This is a genomic window from Shewanella sp. JNE2, from assembly GCF_023159115.1.
GTDB lineage: Bacteria > Pseudomonadota > Gammaproteobacteria > Enterobacterales > Shewanellaceae > Shewanella > Shewanella putrefaciens.
The window spans coordinates 2,544,420-2,564,346 of record NZ_CP096169.1; the positions used below are offsets into that span (position 1 = coordinate 2,544,420).

The window sequence follows — 19,927 nt, forward strand, 5'->3', positions numbered from 1 at the left end:
AATGTCTATTACTACAGTTTCAATGCACTGTTCACTAAAGATTCTTGCTGATGTGCGTGCAACTCAGGGTAACCACACGCGGGTGCAGCCGAGGCTTCACGACCAGCATAGGTTAACTGTGCACCAGCAGGAATCGCGGCCCAGAAGTGATGTTGACTAGAATACCAAGCACCTTGGTTTTGCGGTTCTTCCTGACACCAAACGAAATCTTTCACATGTTGAAAATCAGCCAAAGCAACGATCATTTCATCATGTGGGAACGGATATAACTGCTCGACACGGATAAGCGCTACATTAGTGATATTTTCTTTACGGCGTTTTTCCAGTAGTTCAAAGTAAACTTTACCGCTACAGAACACAACGCGATCAACCTTGCTCGCTTCCAACGTATCGATTTCACCGATCACGTTCTGGAAACTCCCATTGGCTAACTCTTCCATGCTTGAAATCGCTAATGGATGACGTAGCAATGACTTAGGTGACATCACCACCAAAGGACGACGCATTGGACGCACCACTTGGCGGCGCAACATATGGTAAACCTGTGCTGGTGTTGACGGTATACACACTTGCATATTGTGGTTAGCACACATCTGCAAGAAACGCTCTAAACGGGCGCTTGAATGCTCAGGGCCTTGACCTTCATAGCCGTGGGGTAACAACATAGTCAGACCACATAAACGGCCCCACTTCTGCTCACCGGATGACAAGAACTGATCGATAACTACTTGTGCACAGTTAGCAAAGTCACCAAACTGCGCTTCCCAAATCGTTAAACCACCGGGTTCTGCTGTGGCATAACCATACTCAAACGCCAATACAGAGGCTTCAGATAATACTGAGTCAGTAATATCAATTGGGCCTTGTTCATCAGCAATATTGCGCAATGGCATGTAAGTCGTGCCATCGTTTTGATTGTGCAGCACAGCGTGACGATGGAAGAAAGTGCCGCGGCCTGAGTCTTGACCTGTGATACGTACGCGCTGCTTATCCTCCAAAATAGAAGCATAAGCTAAGGTTTCTGCAAAGCCCCAATCGAGTGGCTTCTCACCTTTTGCCATTGCAACACGGTCGCTATAAATCTTAGCCACACGAGATTGCAAAGAATGACTCTCAGGCACATAACTCAACTTATCTGCAAGACGTTGCAAGCGTTCCATTGACATAGAGGCTTGATATGCTTCATCCCACTCACGACCAATATGAGGTGTCCAGTCAACAGAATGCAACGTCATTGGACGCCATTCTTTTACGACACAATCACCCTGATCTAACGCGTCACGATAGTTGTTAACCATACCTGTCACGTCATCGGCAGCGATGGTATTTTCAGCAATCAATTTATCAGCATAGATCTTACGTGGTGTAGGGTGTTTCTTAATTTTGGCATACATCAACGGCTGAGTCGCACTTGGCTCATCCGCTTCGTTATGACCATGACGGCGATAACAGACTAATTCAACCACCACATCACGTTTAAATTCATTACGAAAATCAACGGCCAACTGGGACACAAAAGCAACCGCTTCAGGATCATCAGAGTTAACGTGGAAAATAGGAGCCTGCACCATCTTAGCAATATCGGTACAGTATTCAGTAGAGCGCACATCCGCATGATTAGAAGTGGTGAAACCAACTTGGTTGTTTACCACAATACGGATACTGCCACCCACTTTAAAGCCACGGGTTTGAGACATGTTAAATGTCTCTTGTACTATACCTTGACCAGTAATTGCGGAGTCACCGTGGATAGTGATTGGCATAACCTGTAGGCCATCCTTACAACCACGACGGTCTTGGCGCGCTCGCACAGATCCCATCACCACTGGATTAACGATTTCAAGGTGCGATGGGTTAAAGGCCAGTGCTAAATGCACATTGCCACCCGGAGTTTCAAAATCAGACGAGAAACCTTGGTGGTATTTTACGTCACCGGATCCTAAGTTATCGTTATGCTTACCCGCAAACTCATCAAACAAATCAGCTGGACGTTTACCGAGTATATTCACTAACAGGTTTAGACGTCCGCGGTGAGCCATACCCACAACGATCTCTTTAGTGCCTGCCTCACCTGCGCGATAAATAATTTCACGCATCATAGGCACTAACGCATCACCACCTTCTAAGGAAAAACGTTTTGCGCCAGGGAATTTAGCGCCTAAGTATTTTTCAATACCTTCTGCCGCATTTAATCCTTCAAGGATCCGAGTTTTAACACTCTTATCGTAGTTAGCTCTACCTAAGGACGGCTCAAGACGCTGTTGGATCCAACGCTTTTCATCGGTATCGGTAATATGCATATATTCAGCACCGATAGAACCGCAATAGGTGGCTTTCAGTGCTTTTACTAGATCCGCCAGCTTCATGGTTTCGCCACCATGAGCAAAAGAACCGGTATTGAATTCGCGCTCCATGTCTTCTTTAGTCAAACCATGGAAGGCGGGATCTAAATCGGCAACAGGTTCACGTTTCCACAGTTCAAGGGGATCAAGGTTAGCACCTTGGTGGCCACGGAAACGATAGGCGTTAATTAACTGTAGGACTTTAACTTGTTTAGCGTCCATTTCAGGATCGGTCACACGAGCAAAACTCTTATGACGCCCTTCTAGGGCTAAACTGCGAAAATAATCACGTACTTTTGAGTGAGCAGCTTCAGGCGCATCTTTAGCAGCACCGTTCACCGGAGGGAGATTATCAAATACCGCACGCCAATCGTCAGAGACTGACTGTGGGTCCTCTTGATAGGCTTCATACATCTCTTCTACGTAGGTCGAATTTGCACCACTTAAGTGAGATGATTCGAGCCAGGCTTTCATGATGCCTTGGTGCATTTCTATTCCTTTCAAACTTTATACACGTGCTTAGCCATAGTATTAAATATGCAGTCTTTAGAGATTACCTTCGACGCATAATTTCTGCCGCCCCTAGATATCCAGATATACGGCGCGTTGTCTTCCATTACATACGCAAAAGAGCCACCTTCTAAACTCAGAAAGTGACTCTTTCAAGAGCTATATTATTATTGGTTTTAGCTCGGGTTCTCGCATTACACTGCTCGCTTCAACAGCATGGACTTAATATGACCAATTGCTTTAGTCGGATTAAGACCTTTTGGACACACATCAACGCAGTTCATGATGCCGTGGCAACGGAACACGCTATAGGCGTCGTCCAGCTCAGATAAACGCTCTTCTGTAGCTGTATCGCGACTGTCGATCAAGAAACGGTATGCATGGAGCAAACCGCTAGGACCGATAAATTTATCAGGATTCCACCAGAATGATGGACAAGCCGTAGAACAGCATGCACACATGATACATTCGTACAACCCGTCTAAATGAGCACGCTCTTCAGGGGATTGTAAATGTTCACGGGCAGGCATTTTCTCATCATTGATGAGATAAGGCTTGATCTTCTCATACTGCTTATAGAACTGAGTAAGATCAACCACTAAGTCACGCACAACAGGCATACCTGGTAACGGACGGATCTCCAATTTCTTACCTTTAAAGGTTGAAATCGGGGTAATACACGCCAGACCATTTTTACCATTCATGTTCACGCCATCGCTACCACACACACCTTCACGGCATGAGCGGCGGAATGATAGCGTCGGATCTTGCTCTTTTAACTTGATCAGTGCATCGAGCACCATCATGTCTGAGCCATCTGCCACTTCTAAGCTGTAATCCTGCATGTATGGTTTAGTATCTACATCAGGATTGTAACGATAAACTGCAAATTCCAATTTCATCTTTGCAACTCCTAGTAGGTACGCTTCTTCGGTGGGAATGCTTCACGTAACTTAGGTGCCATATTCACAGCACGACGGTCCATGGTCTCTGTCACAGGGTCAAACAAGCTGTGGCATAACCAATTTTCATCGTCACGCTCTAAATAATCTTCACGCGAATGAGCGCCGCGGCTCTCAGTACGGAAGTTGGCAGCATAAGCAGTCGCAATCGCCGTCGCCATTAAGTTATCTAACTCTAAACATTCAATACGTTGCGTGTTGAATTCACGGGAGTTATCTGACAACTTAGCATTTTCTAAACGCTTACGAATCGCTTTTAACTGCTCTAAGCCTTCAGCCATAGCATCACCACGGCGGAATACAGAGAAGTTTAATTGCATGCAAAGTTGTAAATCCTTACGGATTTGCGCTGGATCTTCACCATCTTTGTTGTTTTCCCAACGGTTCAGACGTGCAAGTGACGCTTGAATATCCGCATCGGTCGCATCTTTAGGATCGGCTGTCTCATCGAGCGCCTTACCTAAATGTTGTCCCGCTGCACGACCAAATACCACTAAGTCAAGCAGTGAGTTGCCACCTAAACGGTTAGCACCGTGTACAGATACACAGGCAATCTCACCTACCGCGAATAAACCGATAACATCCTGTTCAGTGCCGTCTTCATGCTTACGAATCACTTGACCGCTAACCTTAGTTGGCAGACCGCCCATCATATAGTGACACGTTGGTAATACTGGGATTGGGCCATCGGCCGGATCGATATGGGCAAAGGTACGAGACAATTCACACACGCCTGGTAAACGTGCTTCTAATGTTTCTTTACCTAAGTGATCAAGCTTCAGTAAACAGTGTGGACCTAATGGACCATCTAAACCACGGCCTTCACGGATTTCAGTCATCATAGAACGTGCTACTACGTCGCGTGATGCTAAATCCTTCGCGTTGGGCGCATAACGCTCCATAAAACGCTCGCCGTCTTTATTTAGAAGATATCCACCTTCTCCACGACAACCTTCAGTCACAAGTACACCCGCGCCGGCGATGCCCGTTGGGTGGAATTGCCACATTTCCATATCTTGCATTTGTACGCCAGCACGCATTGCCATACCGACACCGTCACCGGTGTTAATATGTGCGTTTGTTGTAGACGCATAAATACGACCTGCACCACCCGTTGCTAAAACGGTGGCTTTGGCTTTGAAGTAAACGATATCGCCTGTTTCGATTTCAATCGCGGTACAGCCTACGATAGCACCATCAGCGTTCTTCACTAAATCTAAGGCATACCACTCAGAGAAGACTTGCGTTTTGTGTTTAACGTTTTGCTGATACAAACAATGCAGTAAAGCATGACCTGTACGGTCGGCAGCTGCCGCCGTACGCGCCGCCTGCTCACCACCAAAGTTCTTAGATTGACCGCCGAAAGGACGTTGATAAATCTTACCATTTTCAAAACGAGAGAAAGGCAACCCCATATGCTCAAGTTCAATAATGGCTTCTGGACCAGTTTGACACATAAATTCGATAGCATCTTGGTCGCCGATAAAATCGGAACCTTTAACGGTATCGTACATATGTTGTTCCCAGTGATCTTCATGGGCATTACCTAACGCAACGGTAATACCTCCCTGTGCAGACACAGTATGAGAACGTGTTGGGAAAACTTTTGATAAAAGCGCACAGCTTTTACCTTCTTTAGAAATCTGCAGAGCTGCGCGCATACCCGCACCGCCCGCTCCTATCACTACTGCATCAAATTCGCGTACTGGAATACTCACTTAGACACCCCACACAATAACAATGCCAGCCGCCAGATAACAAAAGACGGTAACGACAAAGGTGAACTGTAAAACACCACGTAACGACGTGCACTTAACGTAATCGGTCAATACTTGCCATACACCAATCCATGCATGTACTAACAATGCGACTAACGCTAAAAGAGTGAATACTTTCATCGGCAGAGCGCTAAACAGGCCATGCCAAACGTCGTAGGTGAGAGGGGAACTACATGCAATAAAGCCAACCAAGAAAATAGTATAACAGGCGAGGATCACTGCACTAGCGCGTAGTAAAATAAAGTCATGAACACCACTGCGTCCAAAACTTGCTGCATTGGTTACCATACCCAGATCCCCGCTACAATTGAAAAGGCTACCGTTAGCACGAAAACAGCTTTCGCTGAGGCGGTACCCGAAGCCAACTCTTCCCAACGACCCGTATCCATTACTAAGTGACGTAAACCACCGAATAAATGATAGGCCAATGCGGTCATAATGCCCCATAGGATAAACTTCATAATGAAGTTATCAAATAGAGATTGTACGCTAGCAAAACTTTCAGCGGAGGCTAAAGAGGAATTTAGCAACCAAATCAGAATGCCAACAGCGAACAGCATGATGACACCGGATACACGGTGAAGAATTGACGCAATCGCTGTTGCAGGAAAGCGAATGGTCTGCAGATCTAAATGGACAGGTCTTTGCTTTTTCACGTTCTGCTCACTCAGCTCCATTGAGCATTTTTTTTGTTATGTGAACCGCTTTTGTACAAACTTTAAACTGGGAGATAAATCACGGCAAAAGTAAACACAAAAGCAAAGTTTAAACAAACAGTTAACTATTTGAACACACACTCATTTAACATGTAAAAAATGGGTGCTTTATAATCATTGTTTGCAGCCCTTATTGGGCGGAGGCAAGTATACTCGCGGCAAATGTCAAATACAAACATCACAGAATGCAAATTATGTTTTTTTAATAACTTTTTCGCGTAAGTACCAGTCGTAGCAAGGAAAGTAACCGCTTTTATACCATGGTCTAACAAATTTAAACGCTTATTTAAATTGAAATGTGATCTAGAATGGCTGTAAAGTAATGGCGGTTTGACATGCCGCACTCACAGATAAAAATGAAGTAAGGAGAACGGGGTATGGCTGATTTAAGAGCCAAATTAGAATTACCAGGGAACGACTCGATAGAATTGCCAGTAAAGCAGGGATCCGCTGGTTTTGATGTAATCGATATCAGTAAACTTGGCAGCAAAGGTTACTTTACCTTTGATCCAGGTTTTCTCGCGACAGCCTCCTGTGAATCTGCAATAACCTATATCGATGGCGATCAAGGTATATTGTTACACCGTGGCTATCCAATTGAGCAACTCGCCGTTGACTCCGATTACCTAGACCTGTGTTATCTGTTGCTTTACGGTGAACTGCCGACGAAAGCGCAATATGCTGAGTTTGTACATACAGTAAAAACCCACACTATGGTCCATGAGCAGCTAGCCTTCTTCTTTAGAGGCTTCCGTCGTGATGCTCATCCTATGGCGATGTTATGTGGTGTGACTGGTGCATTGTCTGCATTTTACCAAGACTCACTCGATGTCAACGATCCTCGCCACCGCGAAATCGCCGCTTATCGCCTAGTCTCCAAAATGCCAACGATTGCTGCTATGTGCTACAAGTATTCTTCAGGCCAACCATTCGTTTACCCACGTAATGACTTGAGCTATGCAGGCAACTTCTTAAGCATGATGTTTGCAGTGCCGTGTGAAGAGTACAAAGTAAATCCAATTGTTGAACGTGCTATGGACAGGATCTTCATTTTACATGCCGATCATGAACAAAATGCATCAACCTCAACCGTACGTTTAGCGGGTTCTTCAGGTGCCAACCCATTTGCCTGTATTGCAGCGGGTATTGCTTCACTATGGGGCCCAGCTCACGGCGGTGCCAATGAAGCATGCTTACAAATGTTGGAAGAAATCGGTTCTGTAGACCGTATTCCTGAATTCATTGAACGGGCGAAAGACAAGAATGATCCATTCCGTCTGATGGGCTTTGGACACCGTGTTTACAAAAACTTTGACCCACGTGCCAAAGTGATGCGTGAAACCTGTCATGAAGTGTTAAAAGAGCTAAAAGTACAAGATCCACTGTTAGATGTAGCAATGGAACTTGAACGTATTGCCCTTGAGGATGAATACTTTATTTCTAAAAAGCTGTATCCAAACGTCGACTTCTACTCTGGCATCATCATGAAAGCCATTGGTATTCCGACCAGTATGTTCACTGTGCTGTTCGCACTGGCCCGTACTGTAGGCTGGATTGCCCACTGGAAAGAAATGTTAGATCAACCCGGTCATAAGATCAGCCGTCCACGTCAATTGTACACTGGCGAAGTCGCACGCGATTTTGTTGACTTAGACAAACGCTAAGCATTGATACTGAAGTCTAGTCCTGAAATAAGTTGATTCTTATTTCTACCTAAAAAGCGCCTTAATGGCGCTTTTTTCATGTCAAAGACACTATCCAATTCACTCTGTCATTAATTGTTACAATGACATCCTTGAATAATCGCTATTAACCGCATTTAGTTATTCTCATCACTTTTTAAACTTTTTAGCTACATTTAGTAAAATCAATCAATTCAAAACAAGCATATAAAATCATAACCAATTGAAATTTAAAAACATTAAACATTGGCATATTTAATGCTTATCGTTGACATCATAATTAAGATAATAGGTCTCTCTCTTATGGAAAAGTCTAAAATAACCACCTTCGCTTTGCCTTTATTAATGATGTCTATGTTGGCGGCCTGTGGTGAAGAACAAGTCACAAAAAAAGAAGATAAATATGCCATTCCGGTCGAAACTACCACTGTGATGCAAGGAGATGTTTCTTCTTTTTACAGTACAACAGCGACCTTAGAAGCCCCACAGGAAGCCAATGTCGTCAGTCGTATCTCTGGACTCATTGAATCCATCACTGTAGAAGAAGGCGACCGCGTACGAAAAGGTCAAGTGCTGGCGGTTATCGATGCTAAAAGACAACAATATGATTTAGACCGCTCGGAAGCCGAAGTAAAAATCATTGAACAAGAACTTAACCGTTTAAATAAAATGAGCAATAAGGAATTTATTAGCGCCGATTCTTTGGCAAAACTTGAATACAATCTGCAAGCCGCTATCGCGAAAAAAGACCTTGCCGAGCTACAAGTGAAGGAAAGCCGAGTTATCTCTCCTATTGATGGAGTTATCGCCAAACGCTACGTGAAAGCGGGTAATATGGCCAAAGAATTTGGCGATCTGTTCTATATCGTCAATCAAGATGAACTTCACGGCATAGTCCATTTGCCAGAACAACAACTCACTAGCCTTAAACTTGGCCAAGAAGCACAAATTTTTAGCAACCAACAAAGCAATCAGACTATCGATGCTAAAGTACTGCGTATTAGTCCAATCGTCGATCCCCAAAGTGGTACTTTTAAGGTGACGCTCGCCGTTCCTAATGAAAATGCCCGCCTCAAAGCAGGCATGTTTACCCGGGTTGAACTTAAATACGATACCCATGAAAATGTGATTACCGTTCCCTACAGTGCCTTGATTAACCAAGATAATAAACAAGCACTGTATGTTATTGAGGGAACAAATGCTAATCGTCGCGAAGTCACAATTGGCTATCGTGAAGGGGATGCGGTTGAAATTGTTTCAGGTATCAAACCTGGTGAGCAAATCGTTACCCGTGGGCACCAAAACTTGAAAGACCAATCCTTAGTCGAAGTGATCACACCACTCGATCTCGCATCTGCTAAGAACTAAATAGGAGTCTTTCATGTCAATTATTAGCACCTCGGTTAAGCGGCCAGTCACAGTATGGATGTTTATGCTGGCAGTAATCTTATTCGGAATGGTCGGTTTTTCTCGCTTGGCTGTGAAATTACTTCCTGACTTAAGCTATCCAACCCTCACGATTCGCACTACCTATGATGGTGCTGCGCCCGTTGAAGTAGAGCAGCTGGTCTCCAAACCTATTGAGGAAGCAGTTGGTGTTGTTAAGGGCCTACGAAAAATTAGCTCTATTTCCCGTTCAGGCATGTCGGACGTTGTGCTTGAATTTGAATGGGGTACCACTATGGATATGGCAAGTTTAGATGTACGTGAAAAGCTCGACACTATTGCCCTACCACTCGATGTTAAAAAACCACTCTTACTGCGCTTTAACCCAAATCTTGACCCCATCATGCGCCTTGCACTGTCAGTGCCAAACGTCTCTGAAGCCGAGCTTAAACAAATGCGTACCTATGCCGATGAAGAGCTCAAACGGCGCTTAGAAGCACTTTCAGGAGTGGCTGCGGTACGCTTATCTGGCGGTCTAGAGCAGGAAGTACACATTCTGCTCAACCAAGAGAAACTGTCGCAACTTAATCTTAATGCCGATGATATTAAACGTCGCATTAACGAAGAAAATATTAACCTCTCTGCGGGCAAGGTAATCCAAGGTGATCGTGAATACTTAGTACGAACACTTAACCAATTCAATTCATTAGAAGAGTTGGGCCAAGTTATCGTTTATCGTGATGAACAAAATTTAGTACGGCTGTTTGAAGTGGCAACTATCAGTGATGCCTATAAAGAGCGCAGCGATATCACTCGCATTGGTAGCCAAGAATCTATTGAATTAGCCATTTATAAAGAAGGTGATGCCAATACCGTAGCCGTTGCCAAAAAATTACGCGATGAACTGGCTAAAATCAATCAAGACCCCAAGCAAAATAAACTTGAGGTGATTTACGATCAATCTGAGTTTATCGAAAGTGCGGTCAGTGAAGTCACCTCTTCGGCCCTAATGGGCAGCGTATTATCTATGTTGGTTATCTACCTCTTTTTACGCAATATTATACCAACACTGATTATTTCTATCTCGATCCCCTTCTCTGTTATCGCGACCTTTAACATGATGTATTTCGCCGATATCAGCTTAAACATTATGTCATTAGGCGGGATCGCTCTCGCCATTGGGTTACTGGTTGATAATGCCATTGTTGTACTAGAAAACATCGACCGCTGCCGCAGTGAAGGCATGAGTAAGCTAGACGCGGCAGTAACGGGCACCAAAGAAGTGGCCGGTGCAATTTTTGCTTCAACACTCACCACATTGGCGGTGTTTATACCATTGGTGTTTGTTGATGGAATAGCCGGAGCATTATTCTCGGATCAAGCCTTAACAGTCACTTTTGCACTATTGGCCTCGCTATTGGTCGCCTTAACATCCATTCCAATGTTGGCATCTCGGGAAGGCTTTAGCACCTTGCCAGCATTAATAAAAACTGAGCCGAAAAACAAACCCACCACCAAAATGGGCAAACTAAAACACTACAGTGCGACAGTGTTCTCCTTCCCTATTCTATTAATTTTTAGCTACTTACCAAGTGCAGCGCTCACCTTAGTGCTAATTTTAGGCCGCTTATTCTCATGGCTAATCGGTTTAGTAATGCGGCCTCTAAGCTCGGCTTTTAATTTTATATACCACGGTATTGAGAAGGTGTATCACACACTATTAGCCTCGGCACTACGCCAACAAAAAATAACTCTGTTACTGACCATTGCGCTCACAGGTGCATGCATTAGTTTGTTACCACGCCTTGGTATGGAATTGATCCCCCCCATGAATCAGGGTGAGTTTTATGTGGAAATTCTACTCCCCCCCGGAACGGCAGTCAGTGAAACGGACAAGGTATTGCAGCAACTTGCGCTATCGATTAAAGACAAAACGGAAGTCAAGCATGCCTATAGTCAAGCGGGCAGTGGCGGCTTAATGACCTCAGATACTGCCCGTGGTGGCGAGAACTGGGGACGTTTACAAGTCGTACTTAACGATCACAGTGCCTATAACGCCATCACTCAAGTGCTACGTGATACCGCGCGCCGTATTCCTGAGCTTGAGACCAAAATCGAGCAACCTGAGTTATTTAGCTTTAAAACACCGCTTGAAATTGAACTCACAGGCTATGATTTACAGTTACTCAAACGCAGTGCAGATAATCTGGTTAAAGCCCTCGCAGTTTCAGATCGTTTTGCCGACGTCAATACCAGTCTGCGTGATGGTCAACCCGAATTGAGTATTCGCTTTGATCATGCTCGCTTAGCTGCGCTAGGCATGGACGCGCCTATGGTTGCAAATCGTATCGCCCAACGTGTAGGTGGTACCATTGCCAGCCAATACACAGTGCGAGACCGTAAGATTGATATTCTGGTGCGCAGCGAGCTCGCGGAACGGGATAATATCAGTGATATTGATGCCTTGATCATCAATCCAAACAGCAGTCATCCCATAGCACTAAGTGCAGTGGCCGAAGTATCACTTCAACTAGGCCCCTCGGCAATAAACCGCATCAGCCAACAACGGGTCGCACTCGTATCGGCAAACCTTGCCTACGGTGATTTAAGTGATGCAGTGGCTACAGCGCAGGACATCTTGTCACAACAAGTACTTCCTGCATCGGTACAAGCCCGCTTTGGTGGTCAAAATGAAGAAATGGAGCACTCGTTCCAATCCCTCAAAATTGCCCTTATCTTAGCCATTTTCTTAGTGTATTTAGTGATGGCGAGTCAATTTGAGTCTCTGCTTCATCCCCTATTAATCCTCTTTGCAGTACCTATGGCACTGGGTGGCAGTATTCTTGGGCTCTACCTTACCCAAACTCATTTGAGTGTGGTGGTGTTTATTGGTCTTATTATGCTGGCAGGTATTGTGGTCAACAACGCCATTGTACTGGTTGATCGTATTAATCAATTACGTTCTGAAGGCGTACAAAGACTTCATGCGATAAGTGTGGCGGCAAAATCACGCCTACGTCCCATTATGATGACCACACTCACTACTACCCTTGGTTTACTACCAATGGCCTTAGGTTTAGGTGATGGTTCAGAGGTGCGTGCCCCAATGGCGATTACAGTGATCTTTGGTCTGAGTTTATCGACTTTACTGACCTTAATTGTGCTGCCAGTGCTTTACGCCCTATTCGACCGGAAAACCTATGCCGTGACGGACTCACATGTCAGCGTTGAGGAGGCTCGCCCATGAACCTCACTCGTTTAGCCATTAAACGCCCTGTCACTACCAGCATGTTTTTCTTTGCTATTTTACTTTTTGGGCTAGTATCTAGTCGCCTATTACCATTGGAAATGTTCCCCGGTATCGATATCCCACAGATAGTGGTGGAAGTGCCTTACAAAGGCTCGACCCCTGCTGAAGTGGAACGCGATATAACCAAAGTGCTGGAGGAATCCCTCGCTACTATGGGGGGGATTGATGAGCTTGAATCAGAGTCCTCCCAAGAAGGCGCCGAAATCGAAATCAACATGAAGTGGGGCGAAAACGTCGCCACTAAAAGCCTTGAAGCTCGGGAAAAAATTGATGCGGTAAGGCATTTACTCCCCAAGGATGTTGAGCGTGTTTTTATTCGTCAGTTCTCTACTGCTGATATGCCAGTACTAACCATTCGTATATCGAGTGAGCGAGAACTCTCTGGCGCGTTCGATCTACTTGATAAACAACTCAAGCGACCACTTGAGCGAGTTGAAGGTGTGTCTAAGGTCAATCTTTATGGCGTTGAACAAAAACAAATTGAAGTGCGTATCAACGCCGATCGTCTGGCAGCCAGTGGCATTTCGGCAACCGATTTACAGGAGCGTTTAAACAGAGAGAACTTTGTGATTAGCGCAGGTACACTCAGGGCCAGCAATATCGTTTATCAAGTGTCACCTAAGGGAGAATTTAGAAACCTTGAAGATATTAATGCACTGGTACTGATCCCCGGACTCACCCTTGGCGATATCGCTGATGTACAGTTTGCCTTACCCGAACGTGTACAAGGCCGGCATTTAGATAAACACTATGCCGTAGGTTTAGATGTATTTAAAGAATCAGGCGCTAATCTAGTCGATGTGTCTGAGCGTGTGCTCAAAGTGATCGATCAAGCGAAACAAGACCAACAATTCCAAGGTATTCGCCTTTTTATCATGGAAGATCAAGCCTCTGGAGTAAAATCCTCATTAATGGATTTGCTACTTTCTGGATTAATCGGTGCACTGTTGTCCTTTATAGTGCTGTATTTGTTCCTGCGTAATTTAAAAATGACCTTAGTTGTCGTGTCGTCTGTGCCTATTTCAATCGGCATGACACTCGCTGCCATGTATTTGCTCGGCTACAGCTTGAATATTCTATCTATGATGGGGTTATTGCTTGCCATTGGTATGCTCATTGATAACGCTGTTGTGGTAACAGAGAGCGTGCTCCAGGAGAAACAAGGTAAACACCCTAAAGACAATGAAGAGTCAGTGATGACGGGGGTCGATAAGGTCTCTCTGGCTGTATTAGCAGGCACAATGACCACCGCCATTGTCTTTTTACCCAATATCTTTGGGGTAAAGGTCGAGATCACCATTTTTCTCGAGCATGTTGCCATTGCCATTTGTATTTCCCTCGCAGCATCATTGCTGGTTGCCAAGACCTTAATCCCTTTGCTGCTCACTAAGCTCCACTTCGACATCCCGACCAAAAAAGAGACGGGTAATTTACAACGCTTCTATAACAAGAGCCTTAACTGGGTGTTACTCAGACCTTGGCGGTCAGGCATGATCGCTGTGGCAATTCTCGCCTCGACTGCGCTACCACTCTCCATGGTTAAACAGGACCAAGAAGATAGCCAAAGCAAAGAGCGAATTTATATCAATTATCAGGTAGAAGGTCGCCATAACCTTAATGTCACAGAAGCCATGGTGAATCAAATGGAAGAATATCTTTATAAAAATAAAGAAGAATTCCATATAGATTCTGTCTATAGCTACTATGCCTCTGACGATGGCTCATCGGTCATTCTGTTAAAAAAAGACTTACCTATACCACTTGATGAGTTAAAAAAGAAAATCCGCAGTGGCTTCCCTAAATATTCCATCGCCAAGCCACAATTTGGCTGGGGCAATGATAACTCCGGCGTTCGAGTCACACTCACTGGTCGCTCAACCACTGAACTTATTCACTTAAGTGAACAAGTGCTCCCTTTGCTCTCCAATATTAAAGGATTGCAAGATGTTCGCTCCGAGCTTAACGGTGCGCAGCAAGAAGTGGTGATCCGTATCGATAGGCAAATGGCGGCGCGGTTAGATTTAAAACTCAATGAAGTAGCATCGAGTATTTCTATGGCGCTTCGAGGTTCTCCACTGCGATCATTCCGCCACGATCCCAATGGCGAGCTCCGTATTGAAATGGCCTATGAAAAGGAATGGCAAAAATCCTTAGAGAAACTTAAACAGTTGCCCATAGTACGCATAGACCAAAGGGTTTACACCTTAGATAACTTAGCGAACATCGAAATCCAACCACGTTTCGATACTATTCGGCATTACAATCGTCAAACCTCACTGTCGATTGGCGCTAATTTAGAGGAGATGACCACGGAAGAGGCGCAAACAAAAATCAAGCAAGTGATGGAAAATATCCATTTCCCTGATGGATATAACTACTCACTGCGTGGTGGATTCGAGCGTCAAGATGAAGACCAAAGTGTCATGGCTATTAATATGTTACTCGCCGTGGCGATGATTTATATTGTGATGGCGGCGCTATTTGAATCTTTGCTTTTACCTGCGGCCATTATCACCTCAATCCTATTTTCGATAACCGGCGTATTTTGGGCGCTATTCTTAACGGGTACTCCCAATTCGGTCATGGCAATGATTGGGATCTTGATTTTAATGGGTATCGTGGTGAACAACGGGATAGTACTGGTTGATCAAATCAACCAAATGACGCCAGATCTCGATAAACTTTCCGACACAATACGCGAGGTTTGCATCACGCGTTTACGCCCAGTGTTAATGACGGTTGGTACAACGGTACTGGGTTTACTGCCACTGGCGTTGGGCGAAACCCAAATCGGCGGTGGTGGCCCGCCATACTACCCCATGGCAATTGCTATTATCGGTGGTTTATCGTTCTCGACCGTGACTAGCTTGTACTTAGTCCCTTTGTGCTATCAAGCCTTTTATCGAATGCGTCACCACGCCGCAATTCGTTTAGGTGAGTCTAACAGACTGGCTCAAAAGCTATTGCCATGGACGGTTTAATCTAATCAAAAACTGTGAAAAGGCTGCATGACAGCCTTTTTTATTTCACTATTTTCTTTCTATTTATCAATAAATTGAATTTACAACACCACAAAGCTAATCATATACAATTGTTCAAGTCCGGGATAAATCTCGGCTATCACACTGCGAAGCTGTGGCAGCGTCATATTCTCTTGCTCGGCATGAACGTCGGTGAGCTCAGCTAACTTCACTGGCATGACATCAATAATCTGGATATCACAGAACCAACGGTCAGTTTCGAAGGTTGAAACAGGCAAAATTTGCCCCGCAACTACATGGGATTCTGTTTCATCGCGCAGGGTTATCGTTTTAGCACCACTTAAAATATCTTGCTCAAAACGTTCAAAAAAAGTGATTTTACTAAGTAACACAACTTATCCTCAGCTCAGTATATAAGTCATTAAAATGGTAATTAGTGTCAAAAATGCGGAGCAACATAATGGCCTTTGATCCGTACTGACAGCATGTCTAGCAAAATATCCATTATCTGTTCTCCCACGCGGTCTCCTATTTGAGTCACATTTATATGCTAAGAATCTCTCGAAATTGTGCCACAAAAAGTTGTGCTTCTTTTCGACAAAATACAGCAAAATATAGTCAGCTCGCTTGGATTGAGTTAGAATCCGCCCTCAATTGAGCCCTTGGCCTCATGTTCCTGCGTATAGCGGGTACGCAACGAAATTAGAGACGTCATGAACAAGAAACAAAAGATCATCAAGAAAATAGCAAAACGTGCCAAGGCTAGACTGAATAAAGTCGACCCAGTGACTATCGGCTCACCTGCCAAATCAGGTTACATCTCTAAAGCTGAACGTGCACGACTCGAGGCGCTTGATGTATCCGCTAGTAGCCAAGTTGCAGAAGCTGACTGCGACTCTAACGCAAAATAATCACTCAAGATCACAAATAAAACGCCACATTGATTGTGGCGTTTTATTTTAGGGGTAGTTTTCCAGATGATAACGAAACGATTCGTCAAAGGTATCACTCACCCACTTTAGATTTGGTTCGGTTATCCTTGGTCCCTTCTACTTTATCCGGTTTGTTAACATCGTCACTCGTTAATATGGACTGGCATTCCTGTTCTTCAGTCATTTGTCCCATTTGTACATGGGAAGAAGACAAAGGGTTTGTGGCACTCGGTAAGTTCTCAGCGACACAATTGGCAATCTCGTCCTCATCAGTAAGTAATACTTGTTCAGAGTTTAGGGGCGTACTAATCGCCTCGGCGTTTACAGGTAAAACGCCAGCCTTAGCTTGGGCAGCTACTTTGTCGACTAAACGGTAGGCCACCAGCACACCTAAAACCCCAAATAAAATAGAACCGATAACTTGGCCAATCAACACACCATATACGCCGCCCCAAAGCGCCCCAAAATAAACAAAGGGAATTGTGCCTAAAGTCGCCTTACCTACATTAAATAGCGTTGAGTATTTTGCTTTACCAAGATTATTAAATGAAGCATTTGCCACAAATAAAACACCTGAGAAGGTAAAAAAAACAGCAATATAACTGCAGAAAAACTCGATTAACTCTGCGCTATCTCCCTTCATGTCAAACACGCTAACGACTTGGGATTTCAAAAGAAATAATAACAGAGACACGGAAAGTACATACAAAGTACAAAACTGAATAGCCTTCGTCAGGCTCTCACGCACTCGCTCGAATTGTCCTGCGCCAAAATTTTGCCCAACAATGGGACCAATGGCTCCAGATAAGGCAAAAATCATCCCAAATGCAACGGGAACAAGTCGGCCTAATACGGCCCACCCTGCCACATAGGCATCACCAAAATCGGCTATCGCTCGGGTTACAAAAGCATTACCAATAGGCGTGGCAATATTTGTCATCATCGCTGGGCCTGCAATGGCAAATATAGGCCTAAGATCGGCCATAAAATGGGATAAATCAAATTGACCTAAGAGCTGATGTTTTACCACCACGCCTCTGCCCGCAATGATAAACACTGCGATACGAGCCAACACAGATGCCAGCGCAGCGCCTTCAATTCCCATCGCAAACAGGAAGATAAAAATCGGATCCAGTACCGCATTGACGCCACCACCGGCTAAAGTCGACATCATTGACAACTTAGCATCACCCACGGCCCGAAGCGCGCCACCAAGTGCCATTGCAAGACATATAAAAGGCAGTGAGGGCACAAGGATATACAAATAACTTTCAGCAAGCTCGGCCGTATAACCATTCGCCCCAACAAGAGCGACGAGTTCAGGAATAAAGAGGGTGACGACTACGCTAACTAATACACTTATAAGGGTCGTGACAACGGCACTATTAAGCAATAATCGCTTCGCCAGTAACACATCCTTAGCACCGATGGAACGCGAAACTAACGCACCGAGGGCAATGGATAAACCTATCCCGATGGATGTGGTAAAAAATGAAATACTGCCCGCATAACCGACCGCAGCAGCAAGCTCATGTTCACCAAGCAAACTTAGGAAAAAGATATCGATTAAATCAACCACAAATAGGGCTGAAATCCCCACCGCAGCAGTCGAACTCATGACTAAAATATGCCTAAGAATCGGGCCTTCAACGAACTTTGCCTGTGTCATAGCTGAGGTGCACCTGCAGAATAAAAATATTTAGCGACCATATTAAGTTGCGTTCTTTGCCGTTGAAGAGTCAAGCAAATCAAGCTCACAACCACAACGGCTACAATACATTGCATCAAGATCATGGCCTGACTTATGGCACTGGTTACAGGAGCGTAAATCTCGATGGCGCCCAACCTCTTGGGATATTTCAGCCGTCAAAATCCCCGTAGGAATAGCAATAATCGAATATCCCAATAGCATAGTAAACGCCGCTATTGCTTGGCCTAATCCTGTTTTGGGCGTGATATCGCCATAACCTACCGTTGTAAGTGTCACTATGGTCCAATACACAGATTTAGGGATAGAGCTAAAGCCATTTTCGGGTCCTTCGACTACATACATCACTGCGCCAAGCACCATAATGATCAAGCTAACCGAAAAGAAAAATAAAAACACTTTACGACTAGACTGTATCATCGCCCTTAGCAGTACATTCCCTTCGCTTAAATAACGCAATAGCTTAAGTACACGAAAAATTCTAAAGAGACGCAATACTCTGATCACGAGAGTCAAGTTTGCACCTGGGATAAAGAGCGATAAATAAGTTGGGAGTATGGAGAGTAAATCCACAAGGCCATAAAAACTACGTGCATATAACACTGGATGAGTTGCGCAGTACAACCTTAGCCCATACTCAATAGTGAAAATAATAGTAAAGCCCCATTCCAATAATAGAATGAGATCTCCATAATCCCGATGAACAGTTTCAACCGTATCAAGGAATACCAACCCGACACTCAACGCAATACAAATCATCAAAGCAATATCAAAGTAACGTCCTGCAGGCGTATCAGTTCCAAAAATAATCGTCCGTAATTGGCGTTTTAATGGGGTTTCGCTGTCGATTTTTTCAGGTAATGATTCAGACATAGGGGCAAAAACTTCCTTGAAATATCAGATGTAACACACTAATAACCCTCTCCAGATAGTCAGAGTCTGACACGCAATCACACACAGCTCAAAATTATCTACTCACAGTACAAGAAATTTGCGGTATGATGCGCGAAAAAGACCAACATTTGAGTCACTTTTTCGAGGAAGATATGCGCATTAACCTACTTTCGACACTGACATCCATGACTGTGGCAATTGCAGTCCTTGTTTCTCCCCATGTGTATGCCTCATCGAGCATAGGTAAAGTTGATCTTGTCGTTATCACTAAATCTGAGTCCAATATGGCCTTACTACGTGATGGCAAAGTACTAAAACAGTATCGGATTGCGATGGGAGATTTACCTGCTGGACATAAACTTAAAGAAGGTGATCAACGTACTCCACAAGGACGCTATATTCTTGACTACAAAAAACCTGACAGTGCCTACTACAAATCAATTCACATTTCCTACCCCAATGAAGAAGATAAGCTAAGAGCTAAAGCCCTAGGTATCAAACCGGGTGGAATGATCATGATCCATGGTCAAGATCCCAAATCACCATTATCGCCAGCACAAGCACAACAGTTTAATTGGACTAACGGCTGTATCGCCCTCACCAATGCTGAAATGGATGAACTATGGAAAGCCGTTGATGAAGGTACGCCGATTGAGATTTGGCCTTAAATTTGATCATATAGAATATACGAGTTTCAGAGCGCCGAAAGTGCGTTTCCATGCCGTT

At 44.4% G+C, this 19,927-nt stretch carries 14 protein-coding genes; 6 read left to right on the plus strand and 8 right to left on the minus strand.

Features of this window, described 5'->3' with window-relative positions:
• Positions 1-11: 11 nt before the first annotated feature.
• From sucA to sdhC, 5 genes are all read right to left on the minus strand, one after another.
• A complete protein-coding gene (gene sucA, locus MZ182_RS11380; RefSeq protein WP_011789073.1) occupies positions 12-2,831 on the minus strand; it encodes a 2-oxoglutarate dehydrogenase E1 component in 2,820 nt (939 codons plus the stop codon).
• A 215-nt stretch (positions 2,832-3,046) separates the two neighbouring features.
• Complete coding sequence (locus MZ182_RS11385) at positions 3,047-3,754, minus strand: succinate dehydrogenase iron-sulfur subunit (RefSeq protein WP_011919444.1); 708 nt, start codon at positions 3,752-3,754, stop codon at positions 3,047-3,049.
• Between the two features lie 11 nt (positions 3,755-3,765).
• A complete protein-coding gene (sdhA, locus tag MZ182_RS11390) occupies positions 3,766-5,532 on the minus strand; it encodes a succinate dehydrogenase flavoprotein subunit (protein WP_011789071.1) in 1,767 nt (588 codons plus the stop codon).
• Complete coding sequence (gene sdhD, locus MZ182_RS11395) at positions 5,533-5,880, minus strand: succinate dehydrogenase, hydrophobic membrane anchor protein (protein WP_011789070.1); 348 nt, start codon at positions 5,878-5,880, stop codon at positions 5,533-5,535. It abuts the gene before it with no gap.
• A complete protein-coding gene (gene sdhC, locus MZ182_RS11400) occupies positions 5,874-6,269 on the minus strand; it encodes a succinate dehydrogenase cytochrome b556 subunit (protein WP_011789069.1) in 396 nt (131 codons plus the stop codon). The genes sdhD and sdhC overlap by 7 nt, the downstream gene beginning before the upstream one ends.
• A gap of 416 nt (positions 6,270-6,685) precedes the next feature.
• Between sdhC and MZ182_RS11405 the strand changes: the two genes are divergently transcribed.
• From MZ182_RS11405 to MZ182_RS11420, 4 genes are all read left to right on the plus strand, one after another.
• Positions 6,686-7,972: a citrate synthase gene (locus tag MZ182_RS11405; protein WP_011789068.1), complete on the plus strand. Its 1,287-nt coding sequence runs from the start codon at positions 6,686-6,688 to the stop codon at positions 7,970-7,972.
• Between the two features lie 321 nt (positions 7,973-8,293).
• Positions 8,294-9,358 carry an efflux RND transporter periplasmic adaptor subunit gene (locus MZ182_RS11410; RefSeq protein ID WP_248066127.1) on the plus strand — a complete coding sequence of 355 codons (1,065 nt, stop codon included), beginning with the start codon at positions 8,294-8,296 and terminating at the stop codon, positions 9,356-9,358.
• Between the two features lie 13 nt (positions 9,359-9,371).
• Positions 9,372-12,623 (plus strand): efflux RND transporter permease subunit, encoded by a 3,252-nt coding sequence (locus MZ182_RS11415; protein WP_011789066.1) that lies wholly within the window; start codon positions 9,372-9,374, stop codon positions 12,621-12,623.
• The gene (locus tag MZ182_RS11420) at positions 12,620-15,667 is read left to right on the plus strand and encodes an efflux RND transporter permease subunit (RefSeq protein WP_248066130.1); all 3,048 of its coding nucleotides are present in this window, start codon (positions 12,620-12,622) and stop codon (positions 15,665-15,667) included. The genes MZ182_RS11415 and MZ182_RS11420 overlap by 4 nt, the downstream gene beginning before the upstream one ends.
• An 80-nt stretch (positions 15,668-15,747) precedes the next feature.
• On the opposite strand, the gene yqfB is transcribed toward MZ182_RS11420, so the two are convergent.
• Entirely contained in the window at positions 15,748-16,059 is a 312-nt protein-coding gene (yqfB, locus tag MZ182_RS11425) for a N(4)-acetylcytidine aminohydrolase (protein WP_248066133.1), read from the minus strand.
• Between the two features lie 321 nt (positions 16,060-16,380).
• Between yqfB and MZ182_RS11430 the strand changes: the two genes are divergently transcribed.
• Positions 16,381-16,578, plus strand: coding sequence for a DUF2986 domain-containing protein (locus MZ182_RS11430; RefSeq protein WP_011789063.1), 198 nt, complete (start codon positions 16,381-16,383; stop codon positions 16,576-16,578).
• Positions 16,579-16,672: 94 nt separating this feature from the next.
• Here the strand turns inward: MZ182_RS11430 and MZ182_RS11435 are convergent, their stop codons facing one another.
• Both MZ182_RS11435 and MZ182_RS11440 read right to left on the minus strand, forming a co-directional pair.
• Complete coding sequence (locus MZ182_RS11435; protein ID WP_011789062.1) at positions 16,673-18,268, minus strand: MATE family efflux transporter; 1,596 nt, start codon at positions 18,266-18,268, stop codon at positions 16,673-16,675.
• A gap of 42 nt (positions 18,269-18,310) precedes the next feature.
• A complete protein-coding gene (locus tag MZ182_RS11440) occupies positions 18,311-19,180 on the minus strand; it encodes an ion transporter (RefSeq protein WP_014610742.1) in 870 nt (289 codons plus the stop codon).
• A 173-nt stretch (positions 19,181-19,353) separates the two neighbouring features.
• Here MZ182_RS11440 and MZ182_RS11445 point away from each other — a divergent pair, with 173 nt between their 5' ends.
• Positions 19,354-19,869, plus strand: coding sequence for a L,D-transpeptidase family protein (locus MZ182_RS11445; RefSeq protein ID WP_011789060.1), 516 nt, complete (start codon positions 19,354-19,356; stop codon positions 19,867-19,869).
• The last annotated feature ends 58 nt before the right edge of the window (positions 19,870-19,927 follow it).